Source organism: Kaistella sp. PBT33-4 (assembly GCF_029194425.1).
In the GTDB taxonomy this organism is placed as follows: domain Bacteria; phylum Bacteroidota; class Bacteroidia; order Flavobacteriales; family Weeksellaceae; genus Marnyiella.
Genome location: NZ_JARFYL010000004.1, coordinates 393,866 through 417,809, shown reverse-complemented (window position 1 = coordinate 417,809; position 23,944 = coordinate 393,866). Strand labels below are relative to the sequence as shown.

The 23,944-nt window shown below is 45.5% G+C and carries 27 protein-coding genes; 6 read left to right on the top strand and 21 right to left on the bottom strand.

The window, feature by feature from the left end:
* Window positions 1–21: 21 nt before the first annotated feature.
* Window positions 22–1,239, top strand: coding sequence for an aminotransferase class I/II-fold pyridoxal phosphate-dependent enzyme (locus tag P0M11_RS10760; RefSeq protein ID WP_275625658.1), 1,218 nt, complete (start codon window positions 22–24; stop codon window positions 1,237–1,239).
* A 221-nt stretch (window positions 1,240–1,460) separates the two neighbouring features.
* On the opposite strand, the gene P0M11_RS10755 is transcribed toward P0M11_RS10760, so the two are convergent.
* Entirely contained in the window at window positions 1,461–1,973 is a 513-nt protein-coding gene (locus tag P0M11_RS10755; RefSeq protein ID WP_275625657.1) for a YcxB family protein, read from the bottom strand.
* A 222-nt stretch (window positions 1,974–2,195) separates the two neighbouring features.
* On the opposite strand from P0M11_RS10755, the gene P0M11_RS10750 reads away from it, so the two are divergent.
* Both P0M11_RS10750 and P0M11_RS10745 read left to right on the top strand, forming a co-directional pair.
* Entirely contained in the window at window positions 2,196–2,762 is a 567-nt protein-coding gene (locus P0M11_RS10750; RefSeq protein WP_275625656.1) for a ferritin-like domain-containing protein, read from the top strand.
* A 22-nt stretch (window positions 2,763–2,784) separates the two neighbouring features.
* On the top strand, window positions 2,785–4,920 hold the full coding sequence (locus P0M11_RS10745) for a catalase (protein ID WP_275625655.1): 2,136 nt from the start codon (window positions 2,785–2,787) through the stop codon (window positions 4,918–4,920).
* Between the two features lie 93 nt (window positions 4,921–5,013).
* On the opposite strand, the gene P0M11_RS10740 is transcribed toward P0M11_RS10745, so the two are convergent.
* From P0M11_RS10740 to P0M11_RS10700, 9 genes are all read right to left on the bottom strand, one after another.
* Window positions 5,014–5,514 (bottom strand): DUF6691 family protein, encoded by a 501-nt coding sequence (locus P0M11_RS10740; protein WP_275625654.1) that lies wholly within the window; start codon window positions 5,512–5,514, stop codon window positions 5,014–5,016.
* 11 nt (window positions 5,515–5,525) lie between these two features.
* The gene (locus P0M11_RS10735) at window positions 5,526–6,089 is read right to left on the bottom strand and encodes a YeeE/YedE thiosulfate transporter family protein (protein WP_275625653.1); all 564 of its coding nucleotides are present in this window, start codon (window positions 6,087–6,089) and stop codon (window positions 5,526–5,528) included.
* Window positions 6,090–6,410, bottom strand: a complete 321-nt coding sequence (locus tag P0M11_RS10730) for a rhodanese-like domain-containing protein (RefSeq protein WP_275625652.1) — start codon at window positions 6,408–6,410, stop codon at window positions 6,090–6,092.
* Window positions 6,411–6,432: 22 nt separating this feature from the next.
* Window positions 6,433–7,230: a sulfite exporter TauE/SafE family protein gene (locus tag P0M11_RS10725; protein ID WP_275625651.1), complete on the bottom strand. Its 798-nt coding sequence runs from the start codon at window positions 7,228–7,230 to the stop codon at window positions 6,433–6,435.
* A 58-nt stretch (window positions 7,231–7,288) separates the two neighbouring features.
* Window positions 7,289–7,912: a Crp/Fnr family transcriptional regulator gene (locus tag P0M11_RS10720; RefSeq protein WP_275625650.1), complete on the bottom strand. Its 624-nt coding sequence runs from the start codon at window positions 7,910–7,912 to the stop codon at window positions 7,289–7,291.
* Window positions 7,913–7,994: 82 nt separating this feature from the next.
* Window positions 7,995–9,059, bottom strand: coding sequence for an ACR3 family arsenite efflux transporter (gene arsB / locus P0M11_RS10715; RefSeq protein ID WP_275625649.1), 1,065 nt, complete (start codon window positions 9,057–9,059; stop codon window positions 7,995–7,997).
* The gene (locus tag P0M11_RS10710; protein WP_275625648.1) at window positions 9,046–9,684 is read right to left on the bottom strand and encodes a protein-tyrosine-phosphatase; all 639 of its coding nucleotides are present in this window, start codon (window positions 9,682–9,684) and stop codon (window positions 9,046–9,048) included. The genes arsB and P0M11_RS10710 overlap by 14 nt, the downstream gene beginning before the upstream one ends.
* Before the next feature lie 52 nt (window positions 9,685–9,736).
* Window positions 9,737–10,201, bottom strand: coding sequence for a DUF6428 family protein (locus P0M11_RS10705; protein ID WP_275625647.1), 465 nt, complete (start codon window positions 10,199–10,201; stop codon window positions 9,737–9,739).
* Window positions 10,202–10,229: 28 nt separating this feature from the next.
* Window positions 10,230–10,562, bottom strand: coding sequence for a metalloregulator ArsR/SmtB family transcription factor (locus P0M11_RS10700; RefSeq protein WP_275625646.1), 333 nt, complete (start codon window positions 10,560–10,562; stop codon window positions 10,230–10,232).
* A gap of 197 nt (window positions 10,563–10,759) precedes the next feature.
* On the opposite strand from P0M11_RS10700, the gene P0M11_RS10695 reads away from it, so the two are divergent.
* The gene (locus P0M11_RS10695; RefSeq protein WP_158064262.1) at window positions 10,760–11,353 is read left to right on the top strand and encodes a DUF4142 domain-containing protein; all 594 of its coding nucleotides are present in this window, start codon (window positions 10,760–10,762) and stop codon (window positions 11,351–11,353) included.
* A gap of 84 nt (window positions 11,354–11,437) precedes the next feature.
* On the opposite strand, the gene P0M11_RS10690 is transcribed toward P0M11_RS10695, so the two are convergent.
* The 6 genes from P0M11_RS10690 to P0M11_RS10665 all read right to left on the bottom strand — a co-directional run bounded on the left by P0M11_RS10690 (window position 11,438) and on the right by P0M11_RS10665 (window position 18,032).
* Window positions 11,438–11,647, bottom strand: a complete 210-nt coding sequence (locus tag P0M11_RS10690; RefSeq protein WP_158064261.1) for a hypothetical protein — start codon at window positions 11,645–11,647, stop codon at window positions 11,438–11,440.
* 433 nt (window positions 11,648–12,080) lie between these two features.
* Window positions 12,081–12,755, bottom strand: coding sequence for a YceI family protein (locus tag P0M11_RS10685; protein ID WP_275625645.1), 675 nt, complete (start codon window positions 12,753–12,755; stop codon window positions 12,081–12,083).
* Between the two features lie 65 nt (window positions 12,756–12,820).
* Complete coding sequence (locus P0M11_RS10680) at window positions 12,821–13,888, bottom strand: AI-2E family transporter (protein ID WP_275625644.1); 1,068 nt, start codon at window positions 13,886–13,888, stop codon at window positions 12,821–12,823.
* A 31-nt stretch (window positions 13,889–13,919) separates the two neighbouring features.
* A complete protein-coding gene (locus tag P0M11_RS10675) occupies window positions 13,920–16,568 on the bottom strand; it encodes a cation-translocating P-type ATPase (protein ID WP_275625643.1) in 2,649 nt (882 codons plus the stop codon).
* A 122-nt stretch (window positions 16,569–16,690) separates the two neighbouring features.
* On the bottom strand, window positions 16,691–17,236 hold the full coding sequence (locus P0M11_RS10670; RefSeq protein WP_275625642.1) for an NAD(P)H-dependent oxidoreductase: 546 nt from the start codon (window positions 17,234–17,236) through the stop codon (window positions 16,691–16,693).
* Between the two features lie 40 nt (window positions 17,237–17,276).
* A complete protein-coding gene (locus P0M11_RS10665) occupies window positions 17,277–18,032 on the bottom strand; it encodes a glucose 1-dehydrogenase (RefSeq protein ID WP_275625641.1) in 756 nt (251 codons plus the stop codon).
* A gap of 483 nt (window positions 18,033–18,515) precedes the next feature.
* Between P0M11_RS10665 and P0M11_RS10660 the strand changes: the two genes are divergently transcribed.
* Entirely contained in the window at window positions 18,516–19,196 is a 681-nt protein-coding gene (locus P0M11_RS10660; protein WP_275625640.1) for a DedA family protein, read from the top strand.
* 5 nt (window positions 19,197–19,201) lie between these two features.
* On the opposite strand, the gene P0M11_RS10655 is transcribed toward P0M11_RS10660, so the two are convergent.
* Window positions 19,202–19,486, bottom strand: a complete 285-nt coding sequence (locus tag P0M11_RS10655) for a hypothetical protein (RefSeq protein WP_275625639.1) — start codon at window positions 19,484–19,486, stop codon at window positions 19,202–19,204.
* 190 nt (window positions 19,487–19,676) lie between these two features.
* On the opposite strand from P0M11_RS10655, the gene P0M11_RS10650 reads away from it, so the two are divergent.
* Window positions 19,677–20,069: a hypothetical protein gene (locus P0M11_RS10650; RefSeq protein ID WP_275625638.1), complete on the top strand. Its 393-nt coding sequence runs from the start codon at window positions 19,677–19,679 to the stop codon at window positions 20,067–20,069.
* Between the two features lie 33 nt (window positions 20,070–20,102).
* Here the strand turns inward: P0M11_RS10650 and P0M11_RS10645 are convergent, their stop codons facing one another.
* The 4 genes from P0M11_RS10645 to P0M11_RS10630 are packed head-to-tail and all read right to left on the bottom strand — an operon-like array spanning window position 20,103 to window position 23,933.
* Window positions 20,103–20,585, bottom strand: a complete 483-nt coding sequence (locus tag P0M11_RS10645) for an adenylyltransferase/cytidyltransferase family protein (protein ID WP_275625637.1) — start codon at window positions 20,583–20,585, stop codon at window positions 20,103–20,105.
* 11 nt (window positions 20,586–20,596) lie between these two features.
* Window positions 20,597–21,727 carry a hypothetical protein gene (locus P0M11_RS10640; protein ID WP_275625636.1) on the bottom strand — a complete coding sequence of 377 codons (1,131 nt, stop codon included), beginning with the start codon at window positions 21,725–21,727 and terminating at the stop codon, window positions 20,597–20,599.
* Window positions 21,724–22,848, bottom strand: coding sequence for a UDP-galactopyranose mutase (glf, locus tag P0M11_RS10635; protein WP_275625635.1), 1,125 nt, complete (start codon window positions 22,846–22,848; stop codon window positions 21,724–21,726). Before glf ends, P0M11_RS10640 begins: the two co-directional genes overlap by 4 nt.
* On the bottom strand, window positions 22,845–23,933 hold the full coding sequence (locus P0M11_RS10630) for a glycosyltransferase (protein ID WP_275625634.1): 1,089 nt from the start codon (window positions 23,931–23,933) through the stop codon (window positions 22,845–22,847). The genes glf and P0M11_RS10630 overlap by 4 nt, the downstream gene beginning before the upstream one ends.
* Between the last annotated feature and the right edge of the window lie 11 nt (window positions 23,934–23,944).

Below are 23,944 nucleotides of genomic sequence, written 5' to 3'. Positions count from 1 at the left end.
TTTTATGGAAAATAAAAAGATATGAAAGAATTCAGTGCAGCAAACAAAATTCAGGACCTGCAGTTTTTTGGTGAATTTGGTGGTGTAAACCCTTCAATTTCCGACAGTTCCACCTACACCTTCCTAACCGCCAAAGCAATGTCCGACACCTTTGAAGGTCAGACCGAAGGATGTTATCTTTACTCCAGACATACCTCACCCAGCAATCTTTATCTGTCTGAAGCCCTGGCTCAGATGGAGGGAACGGAAAGTGCCAATGTGACTGCTTCGGGAATGGGTGCCATCACTTCAGTTCTGCTTCAGATCTGTAAGTCGGGCGATCATATTGTTTCCAGCCGAACTATTTACGGTGGAACCTATGCCTTTATGAAAAATTTCCTGCCCGGTTTGAAGATCGGTACTTCCTTTGTCAATATCACTGACCTGGCCGCCGTAGAGGCCGCTATAACCGAAAACACACGTATGATTTACTGTGAAACGGTAAGCAACCCTCTACTTGAAGTTGCCGACCTCGACGCACTTTCTGAGCTTGCCAAAAAGCATAATTTACAGCTGGTGGTAGATAATACCTTTTCGCCACTGATGGTCTCGCCAACCAGGTTGGGTGCCGATGTGACCATTCACAGTCTTACCAAATTCATCAACGGCAGCAGCGACGCCGTAGGTGGAGTGATTTGTGGTACAACCGATTTCATCAACAGTCTGAAGGATGTAAACAGTGGTGCCTGCATGCTTTTGGGACCCACCATGGACAGCCTGCGTGCAGCAAGTATCCTGAAAAACCTGCGCACCCTCCATTTAAGGATGAAAAAACACAGTGAGAATGCACAGTACCTGGCGGAAAGATGGCAGGAGGACGGCCTAAAAGTAAAATATCCGGGTCTTGAAAGTCATCCGCAGCATTCACTGTTTTCGGAAATGATGAACGCTGAATTCGGTTACGGAGGACTGATTGCTCTGGATGTAGAAACAGTGGAGAAGGCCAATGAGCTGATGGAGGCTATGCAGGCGGAAAATATAGGCTATCTGGCCGTAAGTCTGGGCTTTTACAAAACGCTTTTCTGTGCTTCCGGCACATCAACTTCGTCCGAAATCCCTACTGATGAGCAGAAAGAAATGGGGCTGTCGCCGGGGCTTATCCGTTTTTCCATTGGTTTGGATCAGGATATTGAGCGTACTTATATGAAGATGCGCGGGTGCATGGAGAAGACCGGCGTACTGCAGGCCGTAAACATTTAATTTTCATGTTGCGACCGACGCAACTCAATATATGAATTCAGAAAAGGCTGTCCTCACAAGCGTGAGACAGCCTTTCTGTATTGACAGGTATATCATACATCAACCATACAGTAAAATGGTAAAACTTTTTTTGTAGTTTTTGTAATATTCTTAGTTAGCGTGAAACTTCCCGTTTTATCTAAATTGTCAACTTATAAGCGTTTCAAGGTCTTCTTCTAAGGTTAAACCCCGACTTCCCTGCGGTATTTTGCACAATGTTGCTCGGCCTGTGCCAAAACAATGCGGAGTTCATGGATCTGGTCGGTTGTAAGACTTCTTTTGGGGATGATAATGGCTGAAAGATTATTCTGATAGATCATAAACCATCTGGTAAGTTCACTGAAGCGGTGAATCTGCTTCCACAGGATTTCCATATAAAAGGTTTCGCCGTGTATTTTAATACGGTCTGCGGTAAGTTCCATTTCCAGTGTTTCCCTAAGCTGATTGCTGGAGTAGTAATTGCGGTGCACCGTGCTGAAAACGATAGCAGGCTGCACCAATCCAATAAGACCCAGCGTGATATACTGATAGATGATGGGTTGCGGGAGTCCGAAGAGATCGAGCTGATAAAAGATAATCCAGAGAAAGAGAAGCGCGGCAATACCCACCAGAATGCGAAACATGATTTTCTGATAGGTAAGTTTAAACATCAGCTGCAGATACTGCTTAAATGTTACGTTGGTTTTAAGTTTCATGCTCAATTTATGGTGGTCCACCTGCCTATTGCAACTATTGTTCCGCAGAAAATCAATTATTTGGATCCTGCCGGTATCGATATGATGACATTGTTTTGCAGTATTTTCGGGATGTTTTTTTGGTTTAATAATTGATGCGGTTGGGGCACCCGACTTTTCTGATGAGATCCGGCTGATGCTTCGCATTAAAGATAACACCAACATTAACTAAATATAAAACCAATGGAAAAGAAAAAAACAAAGTCAGAAAATCAGAATGCCAAGGCGGATGCCATGCAGCTTCGTGACCTTTTCACAGATGGTCTGAAAGACATTTATTATGCTGAAAATGCCCTGCTAAAAGCACTTCCCGAAATGTATGAGAAGGCTTCAGACCCTAAACTAAAAACTGCCATTAAGGATCATCTTTTACAGACTCAGCAGCAGGTTGTGCGTCTGGAGGAAGTGTTTGCCTCCCTGGAGATGAAAGCAGAAGGTAAGAAGTGCCCGGCTATAGAAGGAATTCTGGAAGAGGGCCGTGAAACGGTGGCCAGTGCTGCGGAAGGTCCCGTACGTGATGCCGCGATTATTAGCAGTTCACAGAAAGTGGAACATTATGAAATTGCCAGCTATGGCACACTATGCGCTTATGCAAAAGTGCTTAACGAAAGGCCTGCATTGGACCTGCTTCTTCGTACATTGGGCGAGGAGAAAAAATCTGACTGTCTGCTGTCTTCCATCGCAGATACCAATCTTAACTCCCAGGCCGCCGGAGGTAAGCATCAATCCAAAGACCTGAATGCCGTATAACCATCACACACCAATTAGACATATGAAAGTGAACGAACAGGAACCATTTGAGAATGGTGCAAATCCCAAGCTCGAACAGTTGGGTAAATATACTGTAGACGATAAAGGTGAATTTATGACCACCGACCACGGCGTAAAGATCAACGACGACCAGAATACCCTGAAAGCCGGTGAGCGCGGTCCCTCATTGCTGGAAGATTTTATCTTCCGTGAGAAGATGACTCATTTTGATCATGAAAGGATCCCGGAAAGAATTGTGCATGCCAGAGGCTCCGGTGCTCACGGTGAATTCCAGCTTTATAAATCCATGGCAAAGTATACCAAGGCCAAATTCCTGAATGATACCACCGTTAAAACTCCGGTATTTGCAAGGTTTTCTACCGTCCAGGGAAGCAGGGGATCCACCGACTTGCCACGCGATGTGCGCGGTTTTGCAGTGAAATTCTACACACAGGAAGGTAATTACGACCTGGTAGGTAATAATATGCCGGTATTTTTCATCCAGGATGCCATGAAGTTCCCGGATCTGGTGCATGCTGTGAAGCCTGAGCCTCATAATGAGATTCCACAGGCGGCATCTGCACATGACACCTTTTGGGATTTTGTTTCCCTAATGCCGGAAACCATGCACAATGTCATCTGGAAAATGAGTGACAGAGGAATCCCCCGAACTTTACGGTCAATGGAAGGATTCGGGATCCATACTTTCCGGTTTATCAACGAAGAAGGTGAGTCACATTTTGTTAAGTTTCACTGGAAGCCCCTTCAGGGCGTCCTCGGCCTGGCCTGGGACGAAGCGCAAAGGCTGGCGGGTAAGGATACCGATTTTCACCGCCGTGATTTGTGGGAAGCAATTGATAATGGGCACTATCCTGAGTGGGAATTGGGTGTACAGATCGTTAAGCAGGAAGATGAACATAAATTCCCGTTCGACCTGCTGGATCCAACCAAACTGATACCTGAAGAACTGGTACCTGTGGAAATTATCGGCAAGATGACCTTAAACCGTAATCCTGATAATTTCTTTGCAGAAACCGAGCAGATTGCTTTTCATCCGGGGCACATCGTTCCGGGGATTGATTTTACTAATGATCCGCTGCTGCAGGGCAGGCTTTTCTCTTACACAGATACCCAGCTTTCGCGGCTTGGTGGTCCTAATTTCCACGAAATTCCGATTAACCGTTCCATCCCGGATGTCACCAATAATCAGCGGGACGGCATACACCGCATGCAGATACCGAAAGGAAGGGTCTCTTACAATCCCAACAGTCTCGCACAGGGATGTCCTTTTCAGGCAATGATGAAAGAGGGCGGTTTTACCTCTTTTGAAGAACGTATAGATGCCGGAAAAATCCGCAGAAGAAGTAAAAGTTTCTTCGATCATTTCAGTCAGCCGAAACTGTTTTATAACAGTATGACGATGCATGAAAAACGCCATATCCAGAACGCCTTCTCATTTGAACTGGGAAAAGTGCAGGTTGTGCCGATCCGCCAGCGTGTGGTAGATATGTTACTGGAGATTGATGAAGACCTTGCCAGAAAAGTAGGAGAGCATTTGGGACTGGTGCCCAGCAGACTGCCACAGCCTATTACAGGTGCTATACCCGCTGACGGGGATCCCGCGGACTATCATTCTATTGAAGTGGAACTACCTATTTCGGAAGCGCCGTCGGTAAGTATGGCCAATAAACTCCCTACTAATATAAAAGCTCGCCGCATCGCTTTACTTACCGCCAATGGTGTGAACGATGAGGCATTTACAAAAACACAGAAAGTTCTTTGTGAATTGGGTGCAGTGGTGAAGGTTATCGCACCGCGACATGGTTTTGTAACTACTAAGAAAGGCGATGAATATCCTGTTGATGACAGTTTGCTTACTGCAGATTCTGTTTTATTTGATGCGGTTTATGTGGCAGGTGGCGACAGTGTGAAAATTCTGATGGAGCATGCCGGTGCGGTTCATTTTGTAGCTGAGGCCTATAAACACTGCAAGCCTATCGGCGCAGATGATAACGGCGCCGAATTACTTAAAAAGGCAATTCCCGGACTTAATGATCCTGAAGACGGTATTGTTACGGACGGAAACCTGGACGAATTTGTGAGTGACATTATTCTACACAGATTCTGGGACCGCGAGATGAATCCATTACCGGTTTGATAGAATACCTGAGGAGAAAAATCCGTCTCACCGTAAAGGTGAGGCGGATTTTTTTAACGGTCTGGGCAGGATAATTTTCTTTAATTAGCAAGTTTAATGCGGCAGTTTATCGCGGAAATATCCGTAAATCCAGGTCCCGGCAATAGCACTCAGCAGGGTTACCGCAACAGGGGTGGCGCCGGTACCTATCTGTGCGAATAACGGCCCGGGACAGGCGCCGGTGAGGGCCCAGCCAAATCCGAAAATTAATCCGCCATAAATCTGTCCTTTATTGAATTTCTTGTCGTGGAGAACGATCTCCTCCCCGTAGATTGTTTTTACATTAAATCTTTTAATCAGAAATATAGAAGCCATGGCAACAAGGATTGCCGAGCCGATGATGCCGTACATATGGAAGGACTGCAGCCTGAACATTTCCTGAATACGGAACCAGCTGATTACCTCAGCCTTAATGAAGACAATTCCGAAGAAAATGCCCACGATCAGATATTTAATGTTATGGAACCAGCGGTGTTCCAGGGCACTCTCGTTCACGCACATGGTGTCCAGCGACCGTACTTCCAGGTCGGCATTATTGTCTGTTGGTTTTTGCATTTTCATTAGATTTAAAGTGATAAAATGAGGGGTAAAATGTAGTTGGCCATAATAAACCCTCCAATCATAAAGAACACTGTAGCGATCAGGCTGGGAAGCTGGAGGTTAGCAATACCCATAATTGAATGACCACTGGTGCAGCCGCCCGCATAACGTGTTCCGAAACCTACCAGGAGGCCGCCACCCACCATCATGATCAGACCGCGGGCGCTGAAGAGCGACTCCCAGTTCATAAGTTCTACCGGTACCAGATTGCTGAAATCCGTAATGCCGTAACCTGCGAGTTCCTGAGCCAAATCCGGATGTACGTTTACTTCCTCAGAGCCGGACCATAAGGTGACCGAGATAATCCCGCCGATAAGAATACCAAGTACAAAAACCAGATTCCAGATTTCCTTCTGCCAGTTATACTTAAAGAAAGGAATGCCCGCCGGCAAACATGAGGCACAGATGTGCCGTAGTGAAGAGGAGATTCCGAAAGATTTATTTCCGAGAATAAGCAAGGCAGGAACAGTGAGCCCAATAAGCGGTCCGGCCACATACCATGGCCAGGGAGATGATAATAAATCGGTCATTTAATTTTGTTTTAGCAGGTTTTGAACATTTTGAAGGCTGCCCCCATTATATACATTGGAGATGCCGCCCTGATCCAGGATCATTTTCGCTTGGCTGCTGCGGTTGCCACTTCGGCAAAACACCACAATGTTAGTCTTGCCGGCAAAGTTCTTCAGCTCCCGGGAAACGGAACTCAGCGGGATGTTTACTGCGCCCTGCACAGAGCCGCCCTGAAATTCTTCGCGCGACCGTACATCCACAAGGAAAGGCTTGTTTTTCATGATTTCCAAAAGCTCTGACTGATCCGGTGCTGAAAAAAGGTTTTTTAGTAAATTGAACATATCTTAATTATTTATTTTTTAATTAAAAGTTTGAGATTTCTTTAAGGAGAATATAGACGCCCATCACCAGGACAAAATAACCAAAGGCAGGTTTTAATTTTTTGCCGTCGGTTCTGGCCGAAATATACATGCCCGCAAAAAGTCCGGCTACGGCCAGTAAGGCGATTTTAATGATGAAGGCCCACTCGATGCTGAATTGTGTGATTGAGACGCTGAATCCAATTAGCGAATTGACGGCGATGATAAAAAGGGAAGTGCCAATGGCTTTTCGGATGTCCAGCCCCAGCAGCGTAACCAGTGCTGGAATGATGATGAAGCCGCCACCGGCACCCAGCATGCCAGTAATCAGTCCTGTAGCGGCACCATAGAGCAGAACAGGTAAGGTTTTTTTGGTGATCGTCTTCTCCTCGTCACAGTTGGCGCCACGACATTTTTTTATCATGCTGTAGGATGCTGCTACCATTAAGATGGCAAATGTGATCATCAGGAACACATCCTTACTGACTGCCCAGGAACCGGAAGAAATTATTGTGTCCGGAACGGCGGGAAAAATATATAGCCGTGTAAGGTACACCGTAACGACAGAGGGAATTCCGAAGATTACTGCCGTTCTGAGATCAATCTGCTCTTTGCGAAAAAAAGAAACCGATCCAACCAGGCTGGTTAAACCTACTACAAAGAGGGAGTAAAAAGTAGCCAGGGCTGCATCCACCCGAAAAAGATAAACCAGTACCGGCACGGTAAGTATACTACCCCCTCCGCCAATCAGCCCTAATGAAATTCCGATAAGAAGTGATGCTGCATAACCCAGTATTTCCATGATGATTTTTTGATGCTGCAAAATTGCATCATACGGGAAACGCACACCGCTACTTAGGTTACATTAGCGTGATTTTGTTCCGCCCCAGCTGCAGCTGACCCCTTTCTTCCAGCTGTTTGAGCAGTCTGGAGACCACTACACGTGCGGTTCCCAATTCATTGGCCAGCTGTTCATGAGTGACCTGCAGGGTGTTGCTGCCCGAAACCAGTTTCTTTTTCTGAAGAAGATCCAATAAGCGCTCGTCCACTTTTCTGAAAGCGATGGCATTTACGATCTCTAACAGTTCTTCGAATCGTTTATGGTAAAGCCTGAAAATATAGTCCAGCCATTCCGGGTATTCACGGATGAAAAGCGAGACCTTATCCACGGGGAGGAAAAGGATTTCTGCATCTTCCTCCACATCGGCACGTACCTTACTCGTTTCGTCGTGCAGGCCGCCCAGGAAAGACATAATGCAGCTTTCGCCCGCTTTGATATAGTAGAGAAGAATTTCGCGGCCATCCTCTTCGGTGCGCATCACCTTCAGAGTTCCGCTTATAACAATCGGGATGGCGCGGATGTGTGAGTTTTCGTCCAGAATCATTTCGCCGGCTTTGTAATGCCGTACTACCCCGTACTGTGTCAGTTTTGAAATTAGTTCGGGGGAATTCTTAAGTTCAGTTATCTGTTCCAGTGATTGCATACATCAAAGATAACTAATTTCAGGAGCTTATGATATTCTTCCTTTTTCGTAATTCCGGGAAAAGCATTGGGGTCATCTGAAACTAACTGTTTTTATACCACCTTTTTTTCAGCCAGAATGCGATGCTTACCAGGGCAATTAATGCGGGAACTTCGACCAGTGGGCCAATCACACCCGCAAATGCCTGTCCGGAATTGATACCGTAAACGCCAATGGCTACGGCAATGGCCAGCTCAAAATTATTACCCGCCGCGGTGAACGAAATGGCTGCGTTTCTGGAATAATCGGCGCCCAGTTTTTTTCCCACAAAGAAACTCAGCAGAAACATAAGTGCAAAATAAATCACCAGAGGCACTGCGATGCGAAGCACATCAAATGGAATCTGCACGATCATTTCCCCTTTCAGGCTGAACATGATAACAATCGTGAACAACAGCGCGATTAAAGTAACTGGAGAGACCTTTGGAATGAAGACACCGTTATACCATTCCTCACCTTTGGCTTTCAGCAGAAAATATCGGGTCAGAAATCCCAGGGCGAAAGGAATTCCCAGATAAATTGCTACACTTTCGGCGATCTGAGCGATGGTGATATCTACTTCAGAGCCGGTGATTCCGAACAGCGGAGGCAAAACTGTAATAAAAAGATAGGCATAAAAACTGTAAAAAACCACCTGAAAAATGCTGTTTATGGCTACAAGGCCGGCGGCATATTCACGGTTACCTTCAGCCAGCTCGTTCCAGACCATTACCATAGCGATGCAGCGGGCAAGGCCGATCAGAATCAATCCGATCATGTATTCGGGATAATCGTGCAGGAAAATGATGGCCAATGCAAACATAATAACAGGACCTATCACCCAGTTCAGCAGCAGGGAAATCCCCAGGATTTTCGTGTTTTTAAAGACTTTCGGAAGCTCACGGTACCGCACTTTGGTAAAGGGCGGATACATCATGAGGATAAGACCGATCGCCAGCGGAATATTTGTAGTACCGTAGGAAAAGGTATTGATCACGGTAGAGGAATCAGGAAAAAGATTTCCTATCGCCACTCCCAGGAACATGGCCAGGAAGATCCAGAGCGTAAGGTTTTTATCCAGGAAAGAAAGCTTTTTTCTTTCATGAGGTGCGCAGTTATTTGCTGCCATCGGTATTCTGATTTGGGCCTGACGCAAGATTCATAACAAAATACATTTCAGCCGCAATCTCCAGGCTTCGCTCAAAGTAAACACGGTCCATCTCATGGGTGCCATCGCTGGATTTCGGATCATCAAATTTCACGGCAAAGCGCTTTTCTGCACCTCCGATGAAAGGGCAGCCTGCATCGGCATTCGAGCAGGTCATCACCGCGGCAAAACCGGAAACCGGATTAAAAGAATCATCATATCTTTTTGAAAAACAAATCACAGGATGAGCGTTCTCTGAATATTTAACAGCATATACCGGATTATCAGTTTCAGAGAGTTTCTGGATTTCCATTCCCTGAGTGTGCAGGATCTCGGCTATTTTCGGAAACATGGCAGTGGCTTCGGTTCCCCCGGAATAGCAGAATACGTTTTTAAGGCTAAAATGTTCCGCCATCAACTGTGCCCAGATCTGGGAAAGATGACTTCTTCGCGAATTGTGGGTACAGATGAAGTTCAGGTTAATCCTTTCCCCCGCATCTGCTTTTTTCATTATAAACTCAGCAAGAGGCTGCAGGATTTCCTTTCGCTCTTCGGAAACGGGCATTACGGCAATGTCTTCAATGCTTAGCTTGATTTTTTTGAACATGGTTTTATTAAGAATATCAGCAGATTAATACTGTTTTCAGCGATCTGAAACTCTAGCAGCAACCGGATCCCGGAGCACAGCTTGAGGATTGAAGGTCGGAAAGTTTTACCCTAGGTTTTTCCTGAGGCACTCCACAGGCATCCTGCGCCAGACAGGCAGTGGTTTTTGTGGTGAGAACAAAGGCACTTCCGTTAAACTCCAGACCGAATTTACCGATAGTAGACTGCTGGTATTCCACTTCGATTTCAGCATCTTCCAGGCCCAGTTTGTCCTCGGAAAGGGCAATGATTTTTTTGAGTTTCTCGGCCTCCAGGCGGTGGTCATTATCGGTAGAAAACCAAAGCTGGAAGTTGATGGCCTTTTCGTCGCGTATAACGCCGCCACAGTCAATGAACCTCTTGTTGATCTGGCCCACTTCGGTTACATGGAAATGTTCAGGAACCTGTTCGCCATTTTCCAGTACGAAATGCAGTTCCTGTAAGTTTGTTAGGATGTCCTTGATTTCTGAAAGTTTCATTTTATTTAGTTTAAAAGTGTTGTTAATTTTAACAGCAACGGTTTTCCAGCTTGGCCGCCGCCCGGAAAATACCGCTGAAATAGAGTTCCAGTTTCTGAACCGCTTCTTTGTTTATGCAATAGTTAATCGCCTTACCTTCCACAGTCCCCTGGATGATCCCGGCATTCTTTAATTCCCTTAAATGCTGCGAAACCGTGGCCTGCGAGAGAGGGAGATGGCCTACGATATCGTTGCAGATGCAGGAATTGGTTTGGATCAGGAATTCAATGATTGCCACTCTGGCGGGGTGGGCAATGGCTTTAAGCAGGTTGGCTGTTTCATTTTGTGCTTCCGTATAATGCTCCGTTTTCGTAACTCCCATTTTCAATATTTAATATTGCAATATTACGATATGTATTTTAAACAATGGATGAGTTGCAGGCTTTTTTTTTAAAGTTTACAATTAATTACTGTCTATACCTGATAAATTTGTCTCTGTATACTGCTTTTTTATTTGGCAGAATTGTTGATGTGCTTATAAATCAGCACTCTAACATTAATCCTACAAAATATTTTATTATGAAGAATTCAGTTTTAGCGTTATTCTGCGTCGCGGCTTTAACAGCCTGCAAAAAAAATGAAACCACTGTAACCGATACGTCCACGGACAGTATGGATATGGCTTATCCTGTAGATTCTGTTACGGTGGATACAGCAATGGTGGCCGGAAGTATGCAAATGAATGAACAGGACAGGACATTTGCAAACGATGCAGCAAAAGGAAGTATGATGGAAGTTATGTTAGGAAATATGGCCGCTGGAAAGGCCACGAATGCGAAGGTTAAGGCTTTGGCCGATATGATGGTACGCGATCATACCGCCGCCGGTGACGAACTTAAGTCATGGGCTACGGGTGCAGGCTTCACTCTGCCTGCTGCGGTTGATGATAATCAAAAGAAACAGCATGATGACCTGCAGGCAAAGTCGGGTGCCGAGTTTGACCGCTCCTATGCCGACATGATGGTCCAACATCACACGCAATCGATTGAGAAATTCAAACAGCAGATTTCAGGAGGCAGTGATGCATCACTCAAATCTTTTGCTGAAAAGACGCTGCCAACACTGGAACGTCATCTTCAGGAATCAAAAGCTGCGATGGATGCAGTAAAATAGGACTTTTTTTACAGGTCACAGGTTCCCGAAAATACTTTCGGGGTTTTTTCATCAGGATTGTTGGCAATCGAATGATACAGGCGCTTAATCCACGCGGGTCCTTTGTCTGGAGACCGGTGCAAGCAGCAGGTAGAAGATCCAGGCAAACCATGAGATAAAAATGACCGCTAAAATCCAGGCAAGTTTTTCCTTACCATGTGTCCTGTTTGATGAGAGGATGATAATGAACGGCAACAGCCAGATAAATAACAGTAAACCGAAAATTACAACCGTACTCCAATCTGAAATAGTCATCACATCTGTTTTTATTATTACACAAAGGGTTCAGTACTGTATCAAATTTAAGATTAAATATTGATATTAATCTAAATTCTGTCTGCTATTTTTAATTATTTTAACTGAAATCTGCGGCTTAGATAAAATTTAACATACGCTGGAAGTTCAGTTGATGCCGCTTTCAATTAACTCATATTTGCAACTGAAAAAGGGTGTTTTTCCTGTTGTACAAATAAAGGTATGTAAGTACATTTGTACAGGATCAATAACCGTGAAGACCTATTGAAACTAATAACCATATTAATAGGAATCCCGAAGTAACTTTACTTTGGGGTTTTTATTTTTGTAGGTATACTAAAGGACGCTAAAGCGTTTAAGAGATATTGTCATATATCTGTAAGATAAAGAAGGCCGCAATAATGCGGCCTGTCTCGTATGTGAGTAAGTAAGATTACTTTGAAGCAACTATGTTCAGTTCCAGATCCACTTCCTGGGAAATCATCCAGTCTTTAGCATCACCTTCAGTACCGTAGGTTAGTCCCCAGTCCTGGCGGTTGATGGTGAAGCTGGATACCATTGTGAGACCGTTTTCGGTTACCTCTACTTTCGCCGGGAAAGAAACGTTCACTGTCTTGTCCTTAATGGTAAGATTGCCGCTCACGGTTTTATTGGCACCGGCAACTTTGCTTTCCGTTCCGGCAGCTAAATCTTCTACCTTCGTGATGTCAAATTTCACCGAAGGATATTTCGAAACATCGAAGAAATCCTCATTTTTCAGGTGCGCATCCAGGTCTGCGGATGTTTTTCCATCACTCAAGGCAGGATCTACAGCCTTGGGATCTGTTGTAAGTGTATTGATATCTGAAGTAAGGGAACCGGCCGTAAGTGAACCGTTTTCCACGGTAAACGTTCCGGTGGCCTGTGTAGTTCCAAAACGCGGGTTCAGACCTCCCTTGTGGTAAGCTGTCCATTTCACTGTACTGGCCGCTGTATTTACGGTAAAAGTGTCACCCACAGCAGCCGCTACGGTTTGTTCGCCGGAAGTGGTGGCGGTGTCTGTCTTGGATTCCTTACATGCTGCCAGTGTAAGAACTGCGCTAAGTGCGAGAATTGATAAATTTTTCATTGTCTTTACTTGTTAAATTTTCGGCAAAGATATAGTGGAAGTTCTCCGGCCCGGCTTGACCTATGTTAAGAAATGTGATTTTCGGCATCCTGGCCGCCATGTTCCTGCAGGTCCTTTAAACTCCGCTCCATTTCAAAAACACGGTACAGTATTCCCGGCAGGGAAAGCAGGACAGGCCCAAAGACAAGTCCCATTGCACCAAACAGCTGAAGTCCCAGCACTACTCCAAATACGGTAATGAGCGGATGGATATCCGCCATCTTCTTTAAAAGTGTAAAACGCAGCACATTATCAATACCGCCAACCAAAACAAGACAGTACAAAGCAAGGAGAAGTCCGCCTTGCACATCGCCGGTGGCAATCTGATAAATGCAGACAGGGATATAGATGAGCATGGTACCCAGAAGCGGTACAATTGAGGCAGCACCTGTTAGAAGTCCCCAAAATATGGCATTTTCCACACCAAATATATAATAGCCCACCATGGCTATGACACCCTGACTGAAACCCAGGATAGGAACACCATACGCATTGGATCTGATAAGTGCTGCAGTGTGACGGATGAGGTACTTTTTGCTCCCGCGTGAAAGTGGAAGCAGTTCCTTCAGCCGCTCTTCCATTTCCCGGGACTGCCTCAGCATAAAGTACAGAATGAACAGAGCTACGAAAATATTTCCAAATGTCTGACCTACCCAGTTTAATGTAGACGGAATGTAGGAAATAACCTTATTGACGATCTGCAGGATTCTTTGATCAGAGAATTGAAGGTCAAAACGTTTCAGAAATTCGTTGTTTTCCAGGAATTTGCGTACAGTGTTGTAGTTTTCAATAATAGCATCATGGTCGTTAATCAGTTCATTGATCTTAGGAATCAGGATTTCGATAAGGATCCAAAGCGGCACTGCAAAGGAGATGACTATCATAAACAGGATAAGTGTTATGGTAAGGTTGCTGTTCCATTTCTTTTTTTCGGTAAGATTCAGGTAAAAGCGCCGGGTCAGTATATAAAGTGTGACCGCACCCATAATTCCGGACACAAAGTATTTTAACTCAAACAGGATAATCCCAACAAGAAAGAGTGAGATGAAGAGAAGCGCTTTCTGCACGCTTATTTTGCTGAACAGTTTTTGCATAAAAAAGTGAGTTAGGTAAATTATAATACAATCATTTTTTGAGATGCCGAATAATTTTGGTGATTTCGAGAGCAACTAAAGGCAAAAGACCCAATGCTGCTGCCATGATCCAGCCTCTCGCATCAAGCATATGTAATTTAAAAGCATCGCGCAGCACCGGAATAAACATGACCATCACCTGTAACAGCAGTCCCAGCAGGATGGCGCCAATCAGATATTTATTGCCAAAAATTCCTGTCTTGTAAAGTGGTTTTTTCCGGTTTATCATGCCCAGTGAATAAAAAAGCTGTGAACATACGAGTACCATGAAGGCCAGCGTTCTTGCATTTTTCACCACTTCATCCGGCACCTGGTCATCCCAAGGCATATAACCGAGTTCATGGTAGCCATACCAGTAACCAAAGGTTGTAATAAGTCCAATGAAGATTCCACCTGTTATGGCAGATTTGCCGGCACCGTCTGAGAAGAAACTCTCATCTACCGGGCGAGGCTTTTCCTTCATCACTTCCGGATCGCCCTTGTCCATGCCCAGAGCGATGGCGGGCAGGGTGTCTGTAAGAAGGTTAATCCAAAGCAGCTGCGTTGCAATAAGTGGGGAGGGCCAGCCTGCAAGCAATGCAGCCACCATCAGGACTACCTCTCCGAGATTACAGGTTAAAAGAAAAATGACCGATTTCCTGATATTGTTGTAGATGTTCCGGCCTTGTTCAATGGCATTAACGATAGTGGAAAAATTATCGTCGGTAAGAATCATGTCCGCAGCACCTTTGGCTACATCAGTCCCTGTGATTCCCATGGCCACGCCAATGTCTGCAGCCTGCAGAGAAGGGGCATCATTTACGCCGTCGCCGGTCATTGAAACGATGTTTCCTTTGGCTTTCAGGGCATGTACGATCCGAACTTTGTGCTCAGGCGAAACACGGGCGAAAACCGAGTAATTGTCTACCATGGCTTCCAGCTCATCCCCGGTCAGCTTTTCAATTTCGGGACCTGTAATAACCTGCGCCGACCCCGTAGCAATATCAAGGTCTTTGGCAATGGCTAAAGCGGTATTCCTGTGGTCACCGGTAATCATCACTGTTTTTATGCCGGCTTCCTTAGCTGTTTTTATGGACGGTTTTACCTCGTCCCGTGCCGGATCCATCATCCCCACAAGCCCCAGCAGTACCAAGTCTTTCTCCATTTCCTCCTGGCCGGTACCGGAATCGGCCGGCTTATAGGCTACTGCCAGTGTTCGGAGTGCCAAATCTGACATCTGCCGTGCAGCCTCACTGAAACTCTGCAGGTCATCATCAGTAATTTCGCGGCTTTTCCCGTTGGCCCAGACATGCGTGACCAGTTTTTTCAGACTTCCCAACGCTCCCTTGCTGAAGACTTTATAATCATCTTCAGTGCGCACGAGTACCGACATCATTTTCCGGTCACTATCGAATGCTTTTTCATCTTTTCGGGATGTAATATGTGCCAAGCGCATCCGGTCTACACCTAGACTGTCGCCCAGTGCAAGCAAGGCGACTTCTGTAGGGTCACCGGTAGCCTCTCCGTCCTGCAGCGTGGCATCGGAACAAAGGATCATTGCTGTTGCTGCAAACTTCACTGTGTCGCTTGCAGCATCTGTGCCGTCCTTTTCCAAATCATAGAGACCTTCTGAGGTATAGACCTGTGTAACCGTCATTTTGTTCTGGGTCAATGTGCCGGTTTTGTCGGAACAGATGATATTTACAGATCCCAGCGTTTCAACAGCCGGCAGCTTGCGGATGATCGCGTTTTTCCGGGACATTGCAGTAACACCAATGGAAAGAACGACGGCCACAATTGCAGCCAGTCCTTCGGGGATGGAAGCTACAGCCAGGGAAACCGCCGTCAGGAACATCTCACCCAGATTCCGCCCCTGCAGCCACGAAAGTGCAAAGATGAAAACGCAAACGGCGACAGCAATTTTACCCAGCATTTTCCCCAACTCATTCAGCCTCTTTTCAAGTGGCGTTTTGGATTCAGCTTCATTTCCTATGAGGTGCGCGATCTTTCCTACTTCTGTATCCATTGCTGTGGCTACGGCAATTCCAGTTCCGCGCCCATACGTTACTGTAGACGACATAAAAGCCTGGTTATTCCTGTCACCCAGCGGGGTTGCGGGATCTGTGTGAACTGCGGCAGCATCTTTCGTAACGGGAAGAGATTCACCGGTAAGTGCCGATTCTTCAGTCTGCAGGTTTACCGCTTCTATAAGTCTGAGGTCGGCAGGAACAACTCTTCCTGCTTCCAGAATGACAATATCACCCGGTACAAGATCTACACTGCTGATTTCAGAAACGTGCGAATCGCGCTTTACCAGGGCTTTGGGTACCGAAAGTTGTTTCAGGGCGTCTATGGCTTTGCCCGCTTTTACTTCCTGGAATACGCCGATGGCTGCATTAATAAGTATCACGAGCAGGATGATTACCGAGTCAATATATTCCGCCATAATAAAAGTAATTATCACTGCGGCAAAAAGCACGTAAATCAGCCAGTCATTGAGTTGCGAAATGAAAATCTGAAGAATGGATTTCTTTTTTTTGGACTCAAGGCGGTTGGGTCCGGAGGATTTTCGGCGGGCCTCAGCTTCAGCGCCGGTCAGACCGGATTCAGGATTTACATTCAGTTCATTTAAAGTTTCATCAATTGATTTTGTAAACCACATATTCTGCTGTTCGGGGATGACACTTTAAAATTAGGCATAATTATGAAAACAGCGATGGTTGTTCGGACATAAAAAAAGCCTTATTACGAAGAATAAGGCCTTGAATTCCGTGAATGAAGATGTTAAAATTTCTCAACCCATTGATGGAAGGAATCAATAAAGTCGCTGAGGAATTTTTCGGTATCGGCAACAAGCGTTTTACCGTCTTCTTTAAATATTTCAGCTGCATTTCCGATATAGGCTTCGGGCTGCTGCATCAAGGGTACATCTACAAATACAAAAGCCTGACGGATATGATGGTTGGCGGCCAGACCACCCAGCGAACTTATAGATGAGGTCACTACAGCTCCCGGTTTTCCCGGCCAGACTGAACTGCCGTAAGGGCGCGAGCCCACATCAACTGCATTTTTTAGTGCTCCCGGAATGGTACGGTTGTACTCCGGCGAGACAATCAGCAGGCCGTCTGCACCCTTAATCTGCTCCCGAAAAGAAGTCCACGCTTCCGGTGGGTTCTGGTCAAGGTCCTCCGTATAAAGCGGTAAGTCTGCGATCTCCACGATCTTCATCTCCAGTTTACCTTCGGAAAGCCGGATCATTTCTTCAGCGATTTTTCTGTTGTAGGATTCTTTCCTGAGAGATCCTACGATTACTGCGATTTTTTTTGTCATAATATAGTGATTGATTAGTAGTTAAGGATTGCGCGTGTTTTTAAACAGCAAGATAGCCGCCGTCTACAGGATAATAGGATCCGGTCACAAAGGAGGCATCATCTGAGGCCAGGAACAGCAGCATGGCCGCTATTTCTTCTGGTTGTCCTAATCTGCCGAAGGCATGTTTGGTTTCCAGAAAAGTGAGTGCTTCTTTGCCCATGGATTCTTCATTCACCATTCCACTGTATACAAAACCCGGACCTACCGCATTGATGCGGACATTCTCCTTGGCATATTCCCAGGCTACAGCTTTTGTCAATCCCACCACGCCATGCTTGGCTGCCACATATCCGCTGGAGCTAGCAAATCCCGCCTGACCCAATATTGAGGCTATGTTGATGATGCTGCCGCCACCGTCTTTCACCATTTGGGGAGCCTGGTACTTTACGCCGTAAAATACACCGGAAAGGTTGATGTCAATCACTTTTTTCCAACCCTCAACGGACATGTCTCCGGCCTTGTTTATTTCTCCGCCGATACCCGCATTGTTTACCGCAATGTCCAGTCTACCGTATTTTTTCACCGTTTCCGATACCAGCCTTTCATTGTCTCCGGGGCTGGACGAATCTGCCATTACAAAAAAAGCTTCACCGCCCATACCTTCAATTTCGGACACGACCTGATTGCCATGCTCAGCGTTGATGTCACTTACAACTACTCTGGCACCTTCGCGTGCAAAAAGAAGCGCAGTTGACTTTCCGATACCGGATCCTGCGCCCGTGATCACTGCTACTTTGTTCTCTAATTTTTTCATTGTTAAATTTTATTGATTGGTTTTGATTTCGTTGGTGTATCAAATTTAATAATAATAGCTCTGGAATATCTTGATTTAGATCAAGTAATTGGCAACGGATTCCCGGGACCTACCACTCAGGTGCTGAAGCCGGCCATAGTTCTCAGTCTGTAATAATTTTCCTGATGCGATTGGACTGCAATTTCAAATGATAACCGGATAAACAGTGAAGTTTTGGATTACCCTATACGGTTGCAATTAACCGGCTTGAGCCGGTGTCTTCAATGAAATTCAGCAAAGCGGTGATCTAATTCAAATTTTGAAACCCAAAACAATAGGGAAGCTGGCGGCCTTTAGGGAATGTAGCAAAATGCAATCAGCCCTTCATCACGAACGGACCGGAAGGGATAGGAAATTATTAATAGCTGCATATTTGTCGTGCGGAAGTATCTTTACCTTCAATTCTTTGCCGTATTTTTGCAGCCATCTAAACCTGCACTGAATATGGAGTTTTTACAAACTGTACTTGATTTTTTCCTGAACCTCGATAAGCATCTGTTCACCATGATTATGGATTATGGATTATGGATTTACCTCATCCTCTTCCTGATTATTTTTGTGGAAACCGGACTGGTAGTGATGCCATTCCTTCCCGGCGATTCGCTGCTTTTCGCTGCCGGAACCTTCTGTGCGGGGGTAATTGGAGCCACAGGCGAAACTGCCAGTCTCAACCTTTGGCTTATTCTGGCCTTGCTCACTATAGCGGCCATCCTGGGGGATACGCTGAATTACTATCTTGGAAAAAATGTGGGACTCAGGATGCTGAGCTTTAAATTAGGAGATAAGCAGCTTGTAAACCCAAAGTATATTGAGCAAACACAGGCGTTTTACAGCAAAAATGGTCCAAAAACAATCATCATTGCCCGGTTTGTACCTATTGTGCGGACGTTCGCACCATTTGTGGCCGGAATTGGATCCATGAACTATTCAACCTTTATCAAGTACAATGTGATTGGGGCTTTTGTTTGGGTGTGGAGCCTGACGCTGATGGGTTATTTCTTCGGCAACCTTCCCGTCGTGCAGGAAAATTTTGAAACAGTAATCTTCGCAATTATAGGAATCTCTCTGTTACCCATGGTGTGGGAGTATGTGAATGCTAAATTCCTTAAAAAGGGGGATAAATAAACCGACTAATCCGGCAAAAGCAGCGTGTTGCGCGATTCTGCTTCCTCTATGAAAGCCTCGTAAAGTTTAATGTCGCGATTTTTAATGCTGTCCAGAAATCCTGTGGCAAAACGCCTCTTGCTGTCATGCTGTATGGCATTGTAGATTTCCACAGAATCGGAGCGCGTAAGTCCCTTCGTTTCTTTCAGTTCTTCATTCTCCTGGCGTAAACGGTCCACTTCATTTTCTTTGCAGGAAGCCAGCAGTAGAGTAGCTGTGGCCAGGCCTACAAGCACGGATTTTCTTTTCATTACTCGTAAATTGATTTGGAGAAAATTATGCAAAAATGTGACCATCGCGCGCTGAATTGTCTTACCCTTTCATAAAACCCATCACTGAGCTGCTGCTAAGTGCTGCTGTCTTTAATCTTTAGTATATTTGCAAAGACATTTCATGCACCGTTGGTACTGATGCATCCAAATGTTTGTTATTCCAAAATAAATGATTGACAGAAATTTTTATCTCGAAAACCTCACCGCATTTGATGAATTAATCGGCTCGGACCGTACCGCGGCAGAAAAGGTAATATACAAAGTATACTGCATCCTGCAGCGAGATAAGATCTGGCTGTATAACGTGGCCGCCCCTGAAGAATTAACGGACGAAGACGAGGATCTCCTAATCGATGTTGAAAATGAACTGGCCTTACTTGACCAAACTTACAACTTCCGTTTTCAGGAGTTTCATGAGTTGGTGATGGAAAATATGGCTAATGAACAGGATTCCTGGACTTTAGATGAAGAAGATGAGTTTGGTTATGATGAATGGGATCTGGAAGACCTTGATGATGAAGATGACGATGACGATGATTCTGAACAGAAACCTTATATATAAAATCGGAGCGCAGGAATATTCCTGCGCTCCGGTTTATGAAAGGGCTTTGCGGTGTACGCCGTTCAGTTCCGGTATATTTTCTTGTGCTTTTTGGTTTTCCATACGGTAGATTTCCTTCCGCAGATTCGTACTCGAAAAGCGGTGCCGCCTTTCATTGAAGTAAAGAACGATGTTGTTTTCGTCACAATAATCCCTTCCGGTAAAGTCTTTGTCCTTATATTCGGAGCCCACAATCCGTACGTCTATGGAGTACAGCTGAAGTATATCTTCCAGGTCCTTTTCGGTGGTGTAAGGGATAATCTCATCCACATACCTGCAGCCTTTCAGCTGTATATAGCGCTCAACCACTGTCTGTGTGGGCTTGTTTTTCTCCGGCCGGTCTATGGTTGGATCCGTTTGCAGGCCTACGATAAGGTAATCGCACTGAGCACGCGCTTCGGCGAGCATCTGTACATGACCCGCATGCAGCAGGTCGAAACAGCTGAAAGTAATACCTATAATTTTTGAATTTTCCATTGTAGATTTGTTTAATAGTTAACGTGTTCCGGGGTGTTCTGTAATTCCATAATTTGCCGGAGTTCAGCTATAGATTGCGTGTGGGCTATGCGGTTACATTGTTCATCCAAATCGAAAAGGCCGCAATTGCTGTAGCTGGAGAGGTTGTCCCAGTCCGGCCGGTCGGTTACAGGATAAATGCATATTCCGTGAAAATCGGCACCCATCTCAGCTGCCATACGGGTTTCATTGGCAATTTCATTGATCCATTCAGCGCGACCCTCACCAAAATGCCCCGTTTCCGAAAGAAACATTGGTTTCTTATAACGGTCATAGGCCTGTAGCAGTAACTGATGAAGAGGAATTCTTTCATCAGTCAGATCCGGCCAGCACAAACTTTCGCCTTCACCGCGCCACTGGCAGTTCCAGTAATAATTGAAACCGAGTATGTCCAGGAAACCTTCTTCACCTCCCAGTTCGGGACACATACGTCCTCCGATAATGTCCATTGCCTCAAACTGATACTCATTCCTGCGCTGTAGATCCAGCTCGCAGCCGCCATGACTGTGAATGCGAATAAGCGGTTCCACAAGCACGATCCTGCATTCCGGCACCTCTTCCTTCAATGCACGGATTCCGCGGATGGCCGCGTTGCACAAATGATACTTGATGTCCCAGCCGTTATGTGCTGCAAACGGAACTGTACCTCTGTTTTCGCCGGACATCCACGAAAGGAAACTGATCTCGTTGATCGGTACTACGAAGAGCGTGTCGTTACTGTGTTCTGTATAAAAGCGTGCAAAAGCCCGGCAAAGCTGTTCAAATCTTGCAGCAAAATGGGGATGGGTGGGGAACAGTCCGTCCGGGTATCCAAAATGAATAAGATCCCAAACCTGTTGGATTCCCAAATCCTGCGCCGCCCTCATCCTTCTTAGAACTTCTGAAAAATCATAGATGCCGGGTGTTTTTTCAACATTACTCCAGCAAATACCTTCCCTTACGGTGTATATTTCCAGATCGGTCAGTAGCCGGTAATCTTCAGCTACCCGCAGGTCGTGCTGGGTTTCCTGCAGCAGGTTTACACGGTCGCCATGCCGGTTGATATGGTCTGCGCATTCAAAGCCGCCCTGCCAGTAACTTTTGAAAATCTGCGTACTTCTCATAAGGCGTCAGCTTTTGCGTGCTCAAGTGTCCGGTAAAGGTCCAGTGCGTTTTTAAATGCCTGGTCCATATTGAAATATTTGTAGTTGGCCAGTCTTCCAACAAAATATACATCGGTGAGTTGGTTTGCCCGGGCCTTATACTTCTCGTAAATAAGTTGGTTCTTTTCATTGGGAACGGGGTAGTAGGGTTCACCTTCGTCCACGGTAAATTCCTTCACTATGCTTGTTTTAGCGGACTTTTGATTTCCGAAATGCTTGTATTCCACAATACGTGTAAAATCCACCTCGCGTCCGGGATAATTCACCACCGAGTTCTCCTGAAAATATTCTGCATCTACCTGCTCTGTTACAAAGTTGATGGACCTGTATTCCAGTTTTTCGGTCAGTTCTTCCTCAAACTCAAAAAATCGGTCAATAGGACCCGTGTAAAACAGTTTCTCATAGCCGTCATAGTGGTCCTTCACATCAAAATAATCTGTATTCAGAAGTACGGTAATGTTTGGATGGCTCAGCATATTTTCAAAAACTTTGGTATATCCACCTTTCGGAAGTGCCTGGTAGGTGTCGGAAAAGTAGCGGTCGTCATAACTTGAACGTACAGGTATCCGTTCCAGTACGGATGCGTGCAGTTCTGCCGGATATTTGTCCCACTGTTTCTTTGTATAATGCTTAAACATTTTATCATACAGCACCGGACCTACGCGGTTCAGGACGGCCTCCTCACCATTGGCAGGTGTTTCAAACGGAATGCGGTTCGCTTCCAGCCACTGCTTCATTTGTTCTTCTGTTTCCAGGTTTTCGCCAAAGAGGATATTAACAGTTGAAATATTCACTGGAATAGGAACTGTTTTGTCGTCAACACGTGCCACAACGCGGTGTTCCCAGGGGTACCATTCGCCAAACCGGTTTACATATTCCCAAACCTCCGCATCGTTGGTGTGAAAGAGGTGGGCTCCATATTTGGATACAAGAATTCCGTTTTCATCGTAATGATCATAACAGTTTCCTGCTATATGATCTCTTTTTTCAATAACAAGCACTTTTTTGCCGGCATTGGCATATCGCTCTGCTAATGTAGCACCGGAGATGCCTGCCCCGATGATCAGGATATCTGCCATCATACCGCCAGTGTTTTTTCAATGATTGCGCCCATTTTTTTTGCGGTACGGTCCCAGGAGGTGTTCATAAGAATTTCAGCGTAGCTGCCACTGAAATTACGAGCCGGATTTGTAATCGCTTTCAGAAAATCCTGTTCGTTGTCTATGAGCATAATGCAATGGCTGTAATCTCTCTCCACATCCTTAATCCGGGTGGAGATAATCGGTTTGTTTGCGGCCATATATTCCAGCGTCTTCGTTGGGCTTATAAACCTCGTAGAATCATTAAGTGCAAACGGCATCATTGCAATGTCGAAATGGTGCAGATAGGCAGGTAATTCTTCGTATGACTTCATACCCAGATAGTAAATGTTCTCCGCTTTTGGCAGGTCATTTTCACTGATCTTGCAGAGTGGACCAACCATTACGAAGGAAATTTCAGGCGCCAGCGCGGCTGTTTTTTTTAGGAGATTAAGGTCAATACGCTCATCAATTACACCATAATATCCTACTATGGTTCCGGGTATTCCCAACATATCAGCCGGTTTTTCAGCCTTGACACCATTTTTACCGGAGAAGTGCTCAATATCAACAGAGCTTGGGAAGCAGTGCACATTATGATGCTTTTTTGCTTTGGATTCGTAGAGTGATTTTCCACCGGTATAAACTACGTCTGCAGCTGCCAGTAGGGCTTTTTCCTGACCTACAAGTTCGGGAGAAGCGCCACGGAAAAGGGTGAGTTCGTCCATGCAGTCGTAAACTACAGTGTCAAAATCAAGTTCTTCCAATACTGATACGAATGCGGGAGAGTAAAACCAGCCCACCCGGAAGCTGTTCTTCGGGAGTTTCTTACGAAGGTAGCGCCCAATGTCGTTCATACTGTTTACCGGTGGACGGCACACATGCACATTTGGATAAACTTCCTTTATTTCAAAGGGTCCTTTTCCGTTCAGACGTGTAGGTATGGGCTCCTCAATTACTAACACGTTATAGTCCTTTGCCAAACGGCTGATGAGGTGTTGTGGGCGCTGATAGACAAAATCCCAGCGCAGATGACAAAAGACGATCATATCGTAGTTTGCCGGTTTCGGATAGTCATGATTAACCATAATAATATATT